We start from the raw sequence: 15,227 nt of genomic DNA on the forward strand, positions 1-15,227 counted from the left end.
CCGGAAAAGGGGGTTTGCAGTGGCGGGCAATAGTACGAAAGAGGGTCACAAACGACAACCCATTATGACCTGGTCGGCGCTCTCCCTGTCAGGACGCCTGCGCCATCTCCCTGTCCCGAGCGCGTGCTCTTTGCTGCTTCGCGGGTGTCAGCATCTGCCATCGCCATACATCGCCATACAAAAAGGGCGAATGTGGATGCTTATACAGGGGGCTCTTCGGTGCGAAAGATCGCCTTGCCGCAGGCGAGGCAGGTGTGGCGAAAGCGATGATCAGGCCAGCCGGTCTGGGGGTGGCCCAGCACCTTGTCGGAGCCGCAGGCGCAGCAGCGCGCCCCCAGTTCATGGTCGATGGCGCATTCGGGATGCTGGTGCAGGTAGTCGGCGCGGGTGGGCAGGCGCAGCCAGTCGGGCTGGGCATGGCGCTGGTTCCAGAAATAGCACCCATAGAAGGTGCCTGCGGCGACGGGCAGGGCAAACCACCAGAAGAGATCCATGTCATGACTCCGACGAGAGGGGATGAGGGCGGCAACAACCCGCTCAGCAGGCGTGGTGCGGCTTCATTTTATCGGGGCGGGAGTGGGGCGGGATATGCCCGGATGGGTAACAAGCGAACCTGCTGATGGTCGGGTTGGCAAGCCGCAGGGCCGGGATTGGGGATTATCTATCCATTAAAGAGATGGGTTGTGTCATAACCCATCGTATTTTTGGATGGAAAAGGGGGCCTTCCGGTCGCAGAATCCGGAGAGCGGGGCGTTTTTGTGAAAAAAAATGTGCATACATTCGTCATGCCGATCTCAAGGGCGTCATTGAGCGAGTGATAAATATCAAGATATTGATATCAATGGTAAAAATAGTGTTTTTATCAGGCGTTTTCAGGGTGGGTGATGGGGTTTCATAAGGAGCTTTAACCCATTTTCTAGATTGGTTTTTGCATAATCAATCGTTTATTTTGTTGGACAATTGGGGAAAACCTGGTGTCCAATCGGGTGAGCAGGTTGGCCAAACAGTGCCGTCAGCCAGTGTGTAACCCGAGATGTAAGGAGACATCCTGATGGAAAAACTTGACCAAAAAATCGACACCATGCGCCAGGAATTCGAGTCCCAGGGGCAAAAACAGGCCCAGGACAGATGGCAGGCCAGGGTCGATGAACTGCAACGGGAGCGCAGCGAAGCGCCCCAGCCGGAAGCGGCAGAACACTAGCCCCTGGCGGCCTTGTGGCCACCGAGTGAGCGCATAATGAAAAACCACCGCCCTGTTCGGGGCGGTGGTTTTTTTGCGCAGTGGCTAGAGGCGATAGAGGTTCTGGGCCGCATCGAACAGCTCCGTGCGCTCGCCGGTGCCGCCGTTGAAGACGGTGTGGAAGAAGCGCAGCACCTTCTCGTTGGCGAGGGCATCCCCTTCGAAGTAGGCGTGAGAGTCCCCCACATGGGGCTGATTGGTCACGTCCACGTAGGTGGCCGTTCTGGCATCCAGTCGCCGGGTGTAGTGGCCGAGCCTCGCCTTTTGCTGCTCCCCCATCTTCATGCGCGATGCCATCAGGGCACCATCGCGCTCATTGATGGTGATGTAGAGGCGGTTGCGACACTGGATGCGATCGACCCACTGGGCGTGAAGCTCGTTGTTGGTGTCGGCGGCGGCCATGATGATGTTGTCGAACAGCAGCTGGTTGGCGTGGTAGGTGGTGCTGCCCAGCAGGTGCTTGAACAGGTAGTTGCCCATGCTGTGCAGCAGCAGGTTGATGGTGAAGGGGCAGCGCTTGTTCACCTCCTTGGCAAAGTAGCGATCCCAGGCCTCGCCGTTGTCGGCGAACTTCTTCTGGGCTTTCTCTTCCAGTTGCGTCACATACTGGCCGTTGAACTCGTCGATCAGCCCCTTCATCTTCTCCAGCACCCGGTCAAGGGCACCGGCCGAGGCCAGGGCATCGCGCTTGTCGCTCTTGTAGCTCAGCACGCCCCGGGCGCCGCCGCCATTGGCGGGCCAGCTGAAGCAGAGCACCTCGACGCCGTACCGGGCCTCGAGCCCCGCGGCCCGCTCCAGCACATCGTCAAGATCGTTGTTGAAGCCGTGTACGAACAGCAGCAGGTGTTTGCCGGTCTTGAGCTTCTGCTTGGCCGTGCTGCCGGTCCCGGCGCAGCGCTCCAGCAGCTTGCGCGCCACATAGGCGCTGGCCGGGTGGGGGAGGTCGGGGTCAAGGCCGACGCTGGCGGCCATCTCGGCGGTGATCTGATCCGGCAGCAGGTCCAGCTGCCACTGCTTGCCCTGACGCCGGGCCTCGGCGAGGCGCAGTTCGTTGGGGCCCTCTGCGGGTTTTTCGCCAAAGATCTCGCTGGGGGTCTTGCCCTGCTCGTTGACCATCCGGTTGGTGACGATAAACATGGTGTTCTCCTTGTTGTCGTGCTCTCTTCATGATCGGCCACGCCCCGGGCGCCCCGATCACTGGCAAAGAGCCTAGTCCGGATCCGGCTGCCTGTCCCCCGGCGCGCCTTGCCTCGCCAAAGGGGTTACGACGATGTAAAGGCGAACGGGATTTGGGGGAATGACGCCTTCGGGGCGGCGAGGGCAGGAAGACGCTGTCATCACTAGAGGAAGAGGCCCGGATGGACGGGGCCTGCGCCTCGTCAGGACCAGAGGGCAGCGAGGGAGTAGGGGATCCTCAGGCGCACTGTGATCCACTCCCCGACTATGGTCTGACATGCACGCCCGCTATTTGATTATGCAAATGGATGGGCTTAAGATGGCCGCGCGCAACGATCAGATTGATAACAAACGGAAGTTAGGAGATGCCGATGGAAAGCAAAGTAGTTATCCCGACCCAGGGCCAGAAAATCACAGTCGATGCCAGCGGCAAGCTGCAGGTTCCCCACAATCCCATCATTCCGTTTATCGAAGGGGATGGTATCGGTGTGGACGTGACCCCGGCCATGTTGAATGTGGTGAATGCTGCGGTCGAGAAAGCCTACAAAGGCGAGCGCAAGATCGCCTGGATGGAGATCTATACCGGCGAGAAATCGACTCATGTCTATGGCGAAGGTGCCTGGCTGCCGGCCGAAACCCTGGATTTCATTCGTGAATACTGCGTGGCCATCAAGGGCCCGCTGACCACCCCGGTCGGCGGTGGTATTCGCTCCCTCAACGTGGCCCTGCGCCAGGAGCTGGACCTCTACGTCTGCCTGCGCCCGGTCCGTTACTACGAAGGGACCCCGAGCCCGGTCAAGCACCCCGAGCTGACCGACATGGTGATCTTCCGCGAGAACGCCGAAGACATCTACGCCGGCATCGAGTGGAAGGCAGACAGCGATGAAGCCAAGAAGGTGATCGCTTTCCTGCAAAACGAGATGGGCGTGAAGAAAATTCGCTTCCCCGAGTCCTGCGGCATCGGCATCAAGCCCATGTCCAAGGCCGGTACCGAGCGTCTGGTCCGTGCCGCCATCGAGTACGCCATCGACAACGATCGCGACTCCGTGACCTTGGTGCACAAGGGCAACATCATGAAGTTCACCGAGGGTGCCTTCAAGGATTGGGGCTATGCCCTGGCCCAGAAAGAGTACGATGCCCAGCTCATCGACGGCGGCCCCTGGTGCTCCTTCAAGAACCCGAAAACCGGCAAGACCATCGTGGTCAAGGACGTCATCGCCGATGCCTTCCTGCAACAGATCCTGCTGCGTCCGGCCGAGTATGACGTCATTGCCTGTATGAACCTCAACGGCGACTACATCTCCGACGCGCTGGCGGCCCAGGTCGGCGGCATCGGCATCGCACCGGGTGCCAACATCGGCGACGGCGTTGCCCTGTTCGAAGCCACCCACGGCACCGCGCCGAAATACGCTGGCCAGGACAAGGTCAACCCGGGTTCCCTCATCCTCTCTGCCGAGATGATGCTGCGCCACCTGGGCTGGACCGAGGCGGCTGACCTCATCGTCAAGGGGATGGAAGCGGCCATCGCCAACAAGACCGTCACCTATGACTTCGAGCGTCTGATGGAAGGGGCCACCCTGCGTTCCTGCTCCCAGTTCGCCCAGGACATGATCGACCAGATGTGATCCGGGTCGTTGAAATGCAAAACCGGCGCCATGAGCGCCGGTTTTTTTATGGAAGAGAGCAGGTCGTCAGGTGGTTTTTTCCACGTGCTGCTCGTAGATCTGCTGCCATTTGCTGGTCTCGGCCTCATCTCCACGGGCCTGCCAGAATTCGCAGATGGAGTTGGCGAGCTCGGATGCCATGGCGTGGTCTCCGTCACGGCGGCTCATCAGATATTGTCCCAACCAGCTTTGATATTGTTTCATCGCCCGATCTCCTTATCTAAGATGCCCAGAGGGGAGTGCTCCAGGCGTCAAGGTCGCGCAGGAGCGATTCGAACTGGGCACATGTTGTGCTGCGCCCGACAGGTGTTGGTCGCCGGATCCGGTGGTTATCTCACCGGAAAAAGGGGACAACGGGGCGCAGATGTCAAAAAACGGTCTCTATCGTATCACAAAATAACCAGTCAGTGGGGCTGGATGACAAATCAGGCTGTCCAGCAGTCTGGCCGTCTGTGTCATGGTGGCGAGGGCTGAGGTGCCATCTTGCTGATCTCGCAGCAGAAAAACCCGCCAGGTCGGCGGGTCACGGGGGCGAAAAAAAGATCAGATCCGGGCGCAGGCCAGGTATTTTTCCATCTCCTCGGCGGGCACCATGCCGCCGCCGGTGGCCCACACCAGGTGGGTGGCCCCGGCCATCCTGGCAGCATCCAGTCCCTGCCCACTCTGCCACTCAAGGTTGGTGGCCACTCGCCAGGGGCCTGCCATGCCCGCCAGTGCCGAGGGCTCGAGCCGGATCTCTTCATCCCGGGCCAGGAGCCCCAGCAGGTCGTACATCTCCTGATCCCTCAGGGTGTAGAAGCCCGCAAGCAGGCGTTCCATGGCGCGGCCGACAAAACCGGAGGCGCGTCCCACCGCCAGGCCGTCGGCGGCGGTGAGGTTGTCGATGCCAAGGTCTTGCACCGCAATGGCATCGTGCAACCCGGTGTGGACCCCGAGCAGCATGCAGGGGGAGTGGGTAGGTTCGGCGAAGAAGCAGTGCACGTTGTCCCCGAACGCCAGCTTGAGGCCAAAAGCCACTCCGCCCGGGCCACCGCCGACGCCGCAAGGCAGGTAGACGAAGAGCGGATGGTCGGCGTCCACCCTGATGCCCATCTCGTCGAACTGCTTTTTCACCCGCTCGCCCGCCACCGCATAGCCGAGGAACAGGGTGCGGGAGTGCTCGTCATCGATGAAGAAGCAGTTGGGATCGCGCTCGGCTTCCTTGCGTCCCTGCTCCACCGCCACCCCGTAATCCTCGGCGTATTCCACCACGATGGCGCCATGTTGGCGCAACTTGCGCTTCTTCCACTCCCGCGCATCAGCCGACATGTGGACGGTGACGCGAAAGCCGAGGCGGGCGCTCATGATGCCGATGGAGAGGCCGAGGTTGCCGGTCGACCCCACCGCGATGCTGTACTGGCCGAAGAAGTGGCGGAACTCGTCCGAGAACAACGTGCGATAGTCATCCGTCTCGCGCAGCAGCCCAGCCTGGATGGCCAGGTGTTCGGCATGGGCCAGCACCTCGTGGATGCCGCCGCGCGCCTTGATGGAGCCGGAGATGGGCAGATGGCTGTCTTGTTTGAGCAGCAACCTGCCGGTGAGTTCGACACCGTAGCGCCCATTGAGGGTCCCCTGCAGGGTCGGGATGGCGGCGATCCCGGACTCGATGATGCCGTGGCTGGCGCGGGTTTCGGGGAAGGCCTCGCACAGGTAGGGGGCGAAGCGGGCGAGCCGGGCGGAGGCGGCGGCCACATCGTGCCGGGTGAGCCCCACATGGGGCAATCCTTCCGCTAGGGAGGTGGCCCCCGGATTGAACCAGGTCACAGGGGTGAGGGCGATCAGCGGTTCGAGCAGGGGGAAGCGGGCGATGAGCCCGGCAATGTCGGTGTGTGTCATGAAAGCCTCTCGGGGTGGTGACGGAATCATCCCATTGAACGGCGCCAGCGTTGCCGTGACAAATGATAAAACGCGTCGCTTGGATGAGCCCAGTTGATGCAAATGGTCATCTACCCTGCTGTGTCTTCGCATACGGGTGAGTTGGGTCTTCCTGGTGAATGCAAACCTCGCCCTTCTGGTATCATCTGCCAGATAAAAGAGAGGGAGGCCCAACCATGCAACGCGATGAGCACCCAGGGGTGAGGAGCAAGCTGCTCAGCAGCCATCAGCTCGCCAGGCTCCACACCTTCGAGGCAGCGGCCCGCCACGGCTCCTTTGCGCTCGCCGCCGACGAGCTTTCCTTGAGCCCAAGCGCGGTGAGCCACCGCATCTCGGCCCTGGAAGAGGCGCTCGGTTTTTTGCTGTTCCAGCGCTTTCACCGCAAGGTGGCCTTGACCACGGAGGGGCAGCGCATCTTCTGGGCGCTCACCTCCTCCCTGGAGTTCATCAATCAGGAGGTGCTGGAGATCAGGGAGCAGGCGCTGTCGGGCTCCCTGACGCTGCACTCGCGCCCCTCCATCGCCCAGTGCTGGCTGGTGCCAAGGCTCGCCGATTTTTCCCGCCTGCATCCTCACATCGAGCTCAACCTGCTGACGGGCAACGAGCATATAAACCTGCACGGCTACGGCATCGATCTGACCCTCAACTTCGACGCCAGAACCCCGACGGGCCTGGCCATTCACCCCCTGATGGATGAATTCATGGTGCCGGTGTGCAGCCCTCAATACGCCAGCGACCACGGTCTGATGGGGGAGGTGGGGAATCTGCAGCAGTGCCGCCTGCTCCATGACAGGCAGGCCTGGGGCCTGGACACCGACAGCGACGAGTGGCGCACCTGGGGGAGCCACTGGCATCTCTCCCTGGAGGCCTGCTCGTCACACATGGGATTTGATCGGGCGGATCTGGCGATCCTTGCCGCCACCCACCACGCCGGTGTCGCCATGGGGCGCAGGCAGCTGGCAAGCCAGGCGCTGGCGAGCGGAGCGCTGGTGATGCCCTTCCCGGATATGGCGGTGCGCTGCGAGCCGCGTTATTACCTGGCGACCCTCCCTCATCGCCAGTGTCCCAAGATCCAGGCATTCATCCGCTGGATACAGGATCAGGCGCAAGGGGCATCCTGAAACGGGACCTGGTTTATTGTCCGCGAAGGTCATGGCCATGAGCGCACTATTTGTACAATAAGTGCCGGCACTGCTGCTAAATGACCTGGCGCAGAGCGACGCGGGTAAGAGATAACAGCGTGTGCAACGGATGAGGTGAGCCTGAGATTAACCGGGGAAAATAGAAAATAAAGTCCGTGAGGGTATTCCCAATAAGTATCAGGCAGGGAATTAACCACGGTGAATAATGTCCATATGGTGTCAGAGCGCTGCCGGATGGTATAAAAACATTATGTTGTTATCCAATGGGCATGCTATTCTCAAATCGTGTTATCCCTGTGACATACAAAAATAATTCTGTGAGGAAGTAATGAACGAGTTTCTGAAGGTTCTGCTGAACATTCGCAGCTTGCGCGCTGCCATTCGTGAACTGCCGTTTGAGCAACTGCAAGAAGCGAAAGAAAAGTTTGACCTGGTATATAACGAGCGTGCCGAGTCCGTTGAACAGGAACGTGCCGAACAGGAAGAGCGTCAGCGCAAACTGAATGAATTCACCGAAATGCTGCAACAGGCTGGTATCGATCCCCGTGAGCTGATCGGCAGCGTGGCGGCTCCGGCTGCGGCGGGCACCACCAAGAGCAAGCGTGCTCCCCGTCCTGCGAAGTACAAGTACCAGGAAGACGGTCAGGAGAAGACCTGGACCGGTCAGGGTCGTATGCCCAAGGCCATCGCCGAGCAAGTTGCGCTGGGCAAGGATCTGAACGATTTCCTGATCTGATCGCCGGATCCGGATCTCGATAATGCCGCCTGCAGGGCGGCATTATTATTTTCAGGGTTCAGAGGATGTCGCAGTAAAACCCAATTGCGCAGGTTACTCCGGTTAATTGGAGAGCCTCGTCTGGAATAGCCATAACCATCATGTGCCCAATAAAGTTGGCGCATCATCTTCCACGCCACCTCGCCACTTATACGCATTGAGGACTCATACAGCCCGTGTTTCTTCGTCCCTTGTGAGAAACGATCATGGATACCTGCTGTGACAGAATGAAATAGCGGCGGTGGATCCTCATCTGTATGCCTGAGCGGCCCGTCTCTTTTTCATGCTGATGCATGACGCCCACCGCCTATTAATTTATCCCCTCTATTTATGGTCTGTTTGACACCGCTCTTCTGCGATATATCCGCACGATGCCGGACAATGTGCGGATGAGGCAGACACGGATTGGTGGCAAACAAATAAACCGAATGCTAGATGACGGGTTGTCCGAGTTCAGACTGAACGGCGTGTGTGTATTTTCTCCGGGTGCGGCGACGGGCCTGGACCGCCTCTGCCAGCATGGCAAGCAGGTGTTCACTCTCTTCCCAGCAGAGGCAGGCATCGGTCACTGACAGACCGTATTGCAGTTCACCCAGAGGAGCCGGTTTCTGGTTTCCTCCCAGCAAGAAGCTCTCGACCATGACGGCGGCGACGGCTTGGCTCCCTTCGCTCAGCTGGCGACAGAGCTCTTTGGCGACCTTCAGCTGGTTCGTGTGCAGCTTCTGGCTGTTGCCATGGCTGCAATCCACCATCAGGCGAGGGGGGAGTCCCTGGCGGGTGAGGCGGTCTGCTGCCTCCGCCACATCGCTCTGGTGGTAGTTGGGCAGGGTGCCGCCACGCAGAATGATATGGCCGTCGGGATTGCCTTCGCTCTTGATCACTACCATGCCGCCCTGGCTGCCGGGGGCGGTGAAGAGATGGGAGGCGGTACTGGCCTGGATGGCATCGATGGCGACCCGGATATTGCCGTCCGTGCCGTTCTTGAATCCCACGGGGCAGGGCAGTGCGGAGGCCAATTGCCGGTGGACCTGAGACTCCGTGGTGCGTGCCCCGATGGCGCCCCAGCTGACGAGATCGGCGAGATAGAGAAAGCTGGTGGTGTCGAGGAATTCTGTGGCGGTGGCGAGCCCCAGTCCATTGATGTCGAGCAGCACCTGGCGTGCCAGATGCAATCCCCGATTGATGTCGTTGCTGCCGTCCAGGTGCGGATCGAAGACCAGCCCCTTCCAGCCCACCGTGGTGCGCGGCTTTTCAAAATAGGCGCGCATGACTATCTGAAGGCTGTCTTCATAGGCGGTGGCGAATCGTGCCAGCCGTCCGGCATAGTCCAGGGCCGCGACGGGATCATGGATGGAGCAGGGGCCAATCACGACCAGCAGGCGATCGTCTTCACCTGCCAGGATCCGGCGTGCCTGATGGCGCTGGCTGTCGATATGCCGGGCCATGTCGGCCGGACAGGGGTGCTGCGCCAGCAGCTCGGCAGGGGTGGGGAGCGCCTCTATGGCGAAGGCGCGCATGACCGAATTCAAAACTGCCATCTGGAGTTACCTTGCTGTGCATGTGTGCGATGGGGAACCCGTATGCGGCATCCTGTTGGGAGCAGACAGATTCACGGCTCATCGCAGTTGTTGAGAATGATTGTCATTATCTTGGTGTTTGTCTCAAATGCAAGTGCAATGAAATCGCCAGGCGAAGATGGGGGGAGAGAGAACGATGGCGGGGGAACCGCAGCAAAAGCAGGCCGCTTCCCCGAGGGAAGAAGCCCGCCAGTCACAAGATAAAGAGGGGATCAGCTGTCCATCACGGCGTGCCTGTCCTGATGGTAGGCGTCTTCATCCTTGCCGCTGCGCCAGTAGGGGACTGCGTAGACCCGCTGGCGCTCGGCATCCAGGGCGCGTCTGACGTGGCGGCGCAGCGGCACGACCAGGCTCTCTTCCCCGCCAAACCAGAAATAGCTCCCCTCGGCGACCATGGGCTGGGCGGTGAAATGCGCCACCAGAGTCGCGGCCTGCTCCGGATTGCCCACGAACCAGCGCAGGTCGACGCCGGCCGGCAGCGACAGATCCTGCACGTCGTCCTGATGGGGGACCAGCAGGGCGATATGGCCGAGGGCATGGGCCGGCATCATCTCCACCATGGCGCTGATGGCGGGCAGGGCGGTGAGATCCCCCGCCATGTAATAGTGCTCGGCCGTTTGCAGCATGGGGTCGGGACCGCCCGGGCCTGAGATGGCGAGCCTGTCACCCGGTTTGGCGTGCAGGGCGAAACGACTGGCGGGGCCGGCCTCGCCGTGCAGGGCGAAGTCGATGTCGAGCTCCAGCGCCTCCCGGCGAAACGCGCGTATGGTGAAGGTGCGAATGACGGGTTTCTGGGCGGGATCGAGCCAGCGAGGCCCCTTGTCGGTGGGGGTGGGCAACACTATCTCGCGCTGACCCGGTCGGGGCAGCATGATCTTGACATGAGCACCGCCACAGCTGAAGGGGTAGTCCACAAGCTCGGGGCTGGTCAGGCAGATTCGGCGCAGGTGCGGGCTCACATCCTGAACATGCTTGACGGTGAGCAGGCGGGGGCGATTGGCCGGGGCGGGTTGAGACATGGGCATACTCCTGGCTGATGATGGCGCCCATTCTTGATGAAATGAAAACTATTATCAATTGGTTTGTGGGCAGAATGGGTCGCGATTGACCTCCTCGGGATGTCCATCGCGATCCCACACTCTCTGCCTGGGTCAGGTTCGATCGCTTCCCCCCAGCGCCCGATAGATGCCTGCCATGTTGTTGAGCTGGGCCTGCTGCTGTGCCAGCAGAGCGAGCTCGGCATCCCACAGGCGGTTCTGCTCATCCAGCCAGGGTTGCACCCCGGTGGCTCCGGCCAGGAAACGGGCGCCAGCGAGCCTCTCGGCCTCCCGGGCATAGGCCCTCTGCTGCTCCAGATAGCGCAGCCGCTGTTCCCCTTGCTGACGGGCGGCCAGGCCATCCTCCACTTCCAGCAGCGCGGTATAGAGCTGCTTGCGAAATTCGGTTTCGGCAATCTGGTAGTCGATGTCGGCGCTGGCGATGGAGAGCCGGGTCTTGTTGTACTCGAGGAAAGGGAGCGCCAGCGTGGCGCCCAGGGTGCCGACTGGATTTTGCAGCACCTGGGTCAGGGTATCCGAGGTGGTGCTGGCACCGCCGGTCAGGCTCAGGGTGGGATAAAAGCCGGTGCGGATCTCGTCTCCCCTCGCAAGGGTCTTGCGCAGCCTGAGTTCGGCGGCGCGCACATCGGGCCGCCGGGCCAGCACATCGGCGGGGATGCCAGCCGCCACGGACGGGATCGGGCCCATGATCAGGGCGTCGGGAGCGTCAGCGAGCGGCCCGCTGCTGCGGCCCAGCAGCAGGCGAAGAGCATTGCCCGCCTGTGCCCGCTGCTGGGTGAGGGTGGCGAGCTCCGCCTGCTTGCCTGCCTTCTGCTGGCTGGCCTGTACCAGATCGAGTCGGGTCACGGCGCCCGCCTCGTATTTGGCGCGGGTCAGGCGTTCAATGCGCTCCAGATTGCCCAGTTGCTGGGTGCCCAGGGTCATGGCCGAGCCGAGGTAGGCCAGTTGCCAGTATTGCTCCAGGGTCTTGCCGATGAGCAGCAACCGGGTGGCGGCCAGATCCTGTTCGCTGGCTTGTGCTTCCCAGCTCGCCTGATCCCTTGTCGCGGCCAGTCTGCCCCAGAGATCCACTTCGTAGCTGAGGTTGAGAGAGGGGCCCAGGTTGCTGCTGGCGCTGCCATCTTTCATGTTCTTGGTGCCGCTGGCCCCGAGATTGGCGCTGACCGAGGGGGTGAGGTTGGTGTCAGCCAGATCGGCGCCGAGCAGGGCGTTCTTGAGCTTGAGCCCGGCCACCCGCATGTCCGGGTTGGCGGCCAGCACCGCCTCGACCAGGCGATCGAGCGCGGGATCCTGGAATCCCTGCCACCAGGGGCCAGCCTGCTGCGCGGTGAGACCCCGGCTCTCCTGCTGCCATGCTGGCGCCACGTCGAGATCGGGTCTGTGATAGGTGCTCTGCTGGCTGCAGGCACCGAGGCTGGCGGTGAGCATCAGGCTTAGCCCGAGCCTTGATAGGTTGTGCATCGTCATTCCCTCGCCAGTGCCTCCACCGGATCGAGCCTGGCCGCATTGCGGGCGGGCAGGTAACCAAACAGGATCCCGATGAGGGAGGAGCACCCGAAGGCCATCAGGATGGAGAAGAGCGAGAAGCGCATCTGGAAGCTTTCCACGAGCAGGGAGAAGAGAGCGCCGATGAGCAGGGCGAGGCCGATACCGAGCAGCCCCCCCAGCAGGCTGACCATCACCGCCTCGATGAGGAACTGTTGCAGTATGTCGGACTGGCGGGCGCCGACGGCGATGCGGATCCCTATCTCCCGGGTGCGCTCCACCACCGAGACCAGCATGATGTTCATCACTCCGACGCCGCCGACGATGAGGGAGATCACCGCGATGGCGGAGACCAGCAGTGTCAGGGTGGCGGTGGTCTTCTCCACCGATTTGACGATGCTGTCGCTGCTGAAGGTGAAGAAGTCCTTTACGCCGTGTCGCTGGGTCAGCAGGGCGACTGCCGCCTGCTCGGCCAGGGCGGGCTGGACGCCGTCCTTGACCCGGATGGTGATCTGGGTGAAGTGCTGCTGGGAGAGGAGACGGCTCATGACGGCGCTGTAGGGGAGCCAGACATTGACCGACTGGCTGCTGCGGCCAAAGCCGGTCTCCTGGGTGACCACCCCCACGATGCGCACCGGCAGGGTGCCGACCAGCACCACCTGGCCGACCGGGTCCACCTGGCCGAGCAGGCTCTCTATGGTCTTGCCATCCACCACGGCGACTGCCGTCCGGTTGCGAATGTCCCGCTCATCGAGCAGGCGCCCCTGGGTGAGCGTCATCCCCTTGACCCGGAAAAAGTCGTTGCCGACCCCGATCACGCTGCCGCTGCTGGTCTTGTTGCGATAGCGAAGCTGGCCCGACGTCGCTATCTGGGGGCTGGCACCCTCCAGATAGGGCTGGCCGAGCAGCGCGTCGAGATCCCGCTCGTTCAGGGTCTGGATGCTGGCGGCCTTCTCGTCTCCCCAGTCCTTGCCGGGGAAGATGTCGATGGTGTTGGTGCCCATGGCGTTGATGTCGTCGATCACCTTGGCGCGCGCCCCCTGACCCAGCGCCACCACGCTGACCACGGCGGCGATGCCGATGATGATGCCGAGCATGGTGAGGAAGGTGCGCATGCGATGGGCCAGCATGGCGTGCAGGGCCATGCGCCCCGCCTCCCGGTAGCGATCCCAGCCCCGGCTTGCGGTGCGGACGGCGGCGCTTGTGCCCTGTGCATCTTGCCCGACAGGGGGAGGGGCCAGCTGGCTGCCATCACCTGGCAGCGGGTGGGCCGGCGCCCCGGATGGGGAGGCTGCGTTGTCATCGGTCGCCCGATGGCCGCTGTCCTCCACTACCCGCCCGTCACGCAGGGTGATGATGCGATCCGCATGGCTTGCCACCGCCATGTCGTGGGTCACCAGAATGATGGTGTGGCCCTGGGCGTGCAGCTCCTTGAGGATGGTCATCACCTCCTTGCCGCTCTGGCTGTCGAGAGCGCCGGTGGGTTCGTCCGCTAGGATCACCTCGCCGCCGTTGGCGAGCGCCCGGGCAATACTGACCCGCTGCTGCTGACCGCCGGAGAGCTGGCCGGGTCTGTGGTGGCTGCGATCCTGCAGTCCCAGGCGGGTCAGCAAGGTGCGGGCACGGGCCTGGCGATCAAGGCGGGCGGTGCCGGCATAGATGGCGGGGATCTCCACGTTGGCGGCCGCATCCAGATGGGGCAGCAGGTGATAGCGCTGGAAGATGAAGCCGAAGTGGTGGCAGCGCAGCCGTGCCAGGGAGAGGGCATCCAGGGTCGCGGTGTCCTGGCCGCGAAACAGATACTGGCCCCTGCTCGGGCGATCGAGGCAGCCCAGCAGGTTCATCAGGGTCGATTTGCCGGAGCCGGAGGCGCCGACGATGGCCACCATCTCCCCGGCATCGATGGCGAGATCCAGCGGGTGCAGCACGGTCACTTCGTGCTCTCCGCTCTGGTAGCGCCGCTCGATGCCCTTGAGACGGATCAGGGGCTCGCTCACGGGTCCATCTCCCCTTCATCGTGCAGGGCCGGCTTGCCCTGCTCCAGGATCACCTTCTCATGCTCGGTCAGGCCGCTCACCACCTCAATCTTGATGTCATCCTTCATGCCGGTCTTGATGCGGCGGGTCTCTCTCTGGTCCCCTGCCTTGAGCAGGCTGACCTCGTACTCGTTGTCGCCAGTCTTCTTGCCGAGGGCGGTCTGGGGAATGGCCAGTACCTGCTTGCGCTCGCCGAGTACGATGGTGACCTGGGTCGTCATGGCGACCCTCAACTGATGGCCGGGGTTGGGCACATCGAACAGGGCATAGTAGTAGATGGCCGCATTGCTGGTGGCCGTGGTGCTGGCCGTCTGCTCATTGATGTTGGTGGGGGCCAGCTCGACCGTGCGCAGGGTACCGTGGTAGCGAGTATCCGGATCCCCTATCAGGGTGAAATAGACCGGCATGCCCGCTTTGACACGGGTGACGTCCGCTTCGGAGATCTGGGCCTTGACCGTCATGGTGTCGAGATTGGCGAGCTTGAGCAGGGTCGGTACCGTCTGGCTGGCGGCCAGGGTCTGCCCCTGCCGGGTGACGATGGAGACGACGGTACCATCCATGGGGGCCTGAATGCGGTTGTAGCCGAGCTCCGTCTTGGCGCGCTCCACCTTGATGATGGCGTTGTCGATGTCGGCCTGGGCGCTTTGCAGCTCGGCCCGGGTGACGGCAAGCTGGGCTTCGGCGCTCTCCAGATCCGCACGAGAGCTCGCTTCCTGCCGAAACATCTGCTGCTGGCGGAGCCAGGCAAGCTCGTTCTGTTTGAGCTGTGCCTGCTTGATCTTGAGCTGGGCGCGGCGGCTGGCCAGCTCCGCCTCGGCGGTCTTGAGGTTGTTCTGGGCGATCAGGGGATCGATCTCCGCCAGCAGCTCTCCTTGTTTGACCTGTTGACCCGCTTCCACCGCGAGATAGGTGACCTGACCCGAGACCTGAGCCCCCACATCCACCTGCTCGATGGCCTGCAGTACGCCACTGGCGAGCACCGTCTGCTCCACATCCTGGCGGGTTACCGTTGCGGTCAGTACCGGGTCCGGTGTGTTGCCTGGCCAGGCCAGCCAGGTGACGAGAGGGATCAGCACAAGGGCGAGCAGGGCGAGCTTGCCGGGTTTTCGAAGAGCTTTCATTTATCACCTGAACGAAACGAGCGAAGGCGTGCAAGGGCC

13 protein-coding genes are annotated in these 15,227 nt (G+C 62.1%); 4 read left to right on the top strand and 9 right to left on the bottom strand.

Annotated features, from left to right (window positions below; genetic code table 11):
- Positions 1–200 precede the first annotated feature (200 nt).
- Positions 201–494 (bottom strand): hypothetical protein, encoded by a 294-nt coding sequence (locus tag ACPW74_RS04505; RefSeq protein WP_425858591.1) that lies wholly within the window; start codon positions 492–494, stop codon positions 201–203.
- Between the two features lie 557 nt (positions 495–1,051).
- Between ACPW74_RS04505 and ACPW74_RS04510 the strand changes: the two genes are divergently transcribed.
- Positions 1,052–1,201, top strand: coding sequence for a hypothetical protein (locus tag ACPW74_RS04510; RefSeq protein ID WP_010673628.1), 150 nt, complete (start codon positions 1,052–1,054; stop codon positions 1,199–1,201).
- A gap of 84 nt (positions 1,202–1,285) precedes the next feature.
- On the opposite strand, the gene ACPW74_RS04515 is transcribed toward ACPW74_RS04510, so the two are convergent.
- Positions 1,286–2,377, bottom strand: a complete 1,092-nt coding sequence (locus ACPW74_RS04515; RefSeq protein WP_010673629.1) for an alpha/beta hydrolase — start codon at positions 2,375–2,377, stop codon at positions 1,286–1,288.
- 410 nt (positions 2,378–2,787) lie between these two features.
- On the opposite strand from ACPW74_RS04515, the gene icd reads away from it, so the two are divergent.
- Positions 2,788–4,041: an NADP-dependent isocitrate dehydrogenase gene (gene icd, locus ACPW74_RS04520; RefSeq protein WP_010673630.1), complete on the top strand. Its 1,254-nt coding sequence runs from the start codon at positions 2,788–2,790 to the stop codon at positions 4,039–4,041.
- Positions 4,042–4,107: 66 nt separating this feature from the next.
- On the opposite strand, the gene ACPW74_RS04525 is transcribed toward icd, so the two are convergent.
- Together ACPW74_RS04525 and dsdA are read right to left on the bottom strand one after the other, a co-directional pair.
- Positions 4,108–4,284: a hypothetical protein gene (locus ACPW74_RS04525; protein ID WP_080944224.1), complete on the bottom strand. Its 177-nt coding sequence runs from the start codon at positions 4,282–4,284 to the stop codon at positions 4,108–4,110.
- A 339-nt stretch (positions 4,285–4,623) separates the two neighbouring features.
- Positions 4,624–5,955: a D-serine ammonia-lyase gene (gene dsdA / locus ACPW74_RS04530; protein ID WP_104451704.1), complete on the bottom strand. Its 1,332-nt coding sequence runs from the start codon at positions 5,953–5,955 to the stop codon at positions 4,624–4,626.
- Positions 5,956–6,170: 215 nt separating this feature from the next.
- Here dsdA and dsdC point away from each other — a divergent pair, with 215 nt between their 5' ends.
- Positions 6,171–7,115, top strand: a complete 945-nt coding sequence (dsdC, locus tag ACPW74_RS04535) for a DNA-binding transcriptional regulator DsdC (protein ID WP_043154694.1) — start codon at positions 6,171–6,173, stop codon at positions 7,113–7,115.
- 349 nt (positions 7,116–7,464) lie between these two features.
- A complete protein-coding gene (locus tag ACPW74_RS04540; RefSeq protein WP_010673634.1) occupies positions 7,465–7,872 on the top strand; it encodes an H-NS family nucleoid-associated regulatory protein in 408 nt (135 codons plus the stop codon).
- 470 nt (positions 7,873–8,342) lie between these two features.
- Here ACPW74_RS04540 and ACPW74_RS04545 read toward each other — a convergent pair whose 3' ends face one another.
- The 5 genes from ACPW74_RS04545 to ACPW74_RS04565 all read right to left on the bottom strand — a co-directional run bounded on the left by ACPW74_RS04545 (position 8,343) and on the right by ACPW74_RS04565 (position 15,188).
- Entirely contained in the window at positions 8,343–9,449 is a 1,107-nt protein-coding gene (locus tag ACPW74_RS04545) for a 3-deoxy-7-phosphoheptulonate synthase (RefSeq protein ID WP_069651643.1), read from the bottom strand.
- Between the two features lie 251 nt (positions 9,450–9,700).
- Positions 9,701–10,507, bottom strand: a complete 807-nt coding sequence (locus tag ACPW74_RS04550) for a siderophore-interacting protein (RefSeq protein ID WP_102948708.1) — start codon at positions 10,505–10,507, stop codon at positions 9,701–9,703.
- Between the two features lie 132 nt (positions 10,508–10,639).
- Complete coding sequence (locus ACPW74_RS04555) at positions 10,640–12,013, bottom strand: efflux transporter outer membrane subunit (RefSeq protein WP_102948707.1); 1,374 nt, start codon at positions 12,011–12,013, stop codon at positions 10,640–10,642.
- Positions 12,010–14,028: a MacB family efflux pump subunit gene (locus ACPW74_RS04560; RefSeq protein ID WP_102948706.1), complete on the bottom strand. Its 2,019-nt coding sequence runs from the start codon at positions 14,026–14,028 to the stop codon at positions 12,010–12,012. The genes ACPW74_RS04555 and ACPW74_RS04560 overlap by 4 nt, the downstream gene beginning before the upstream one ends.
- Positions 14,025–15,188, bottom strand: coding sequence for an efflux RND transporter periplasmic adaptor subunit (locus ACPW74_RS04565; protein WP_102948705.1), 1,164 nt, complete (start codon positions 15,186–15,188; stop codon positions 14,025–14,027). Before ACPW74_RS04565 ends, ACPW74_RS04560 begins: the two co-directional genes overlap by 4 nt.
- Positions 15,189–15,227: the final 39 nt, after the last annotated feature.

This window comes from Aeromonas sp. INTO2 (assembly GCF_049860605.1).
GTDB lineage: Bacteria > Pseudomonadota > Gammaproteobacteria > Enterobacterales > Aeromonadaceae > Aeromonas > Aeromonas caviae.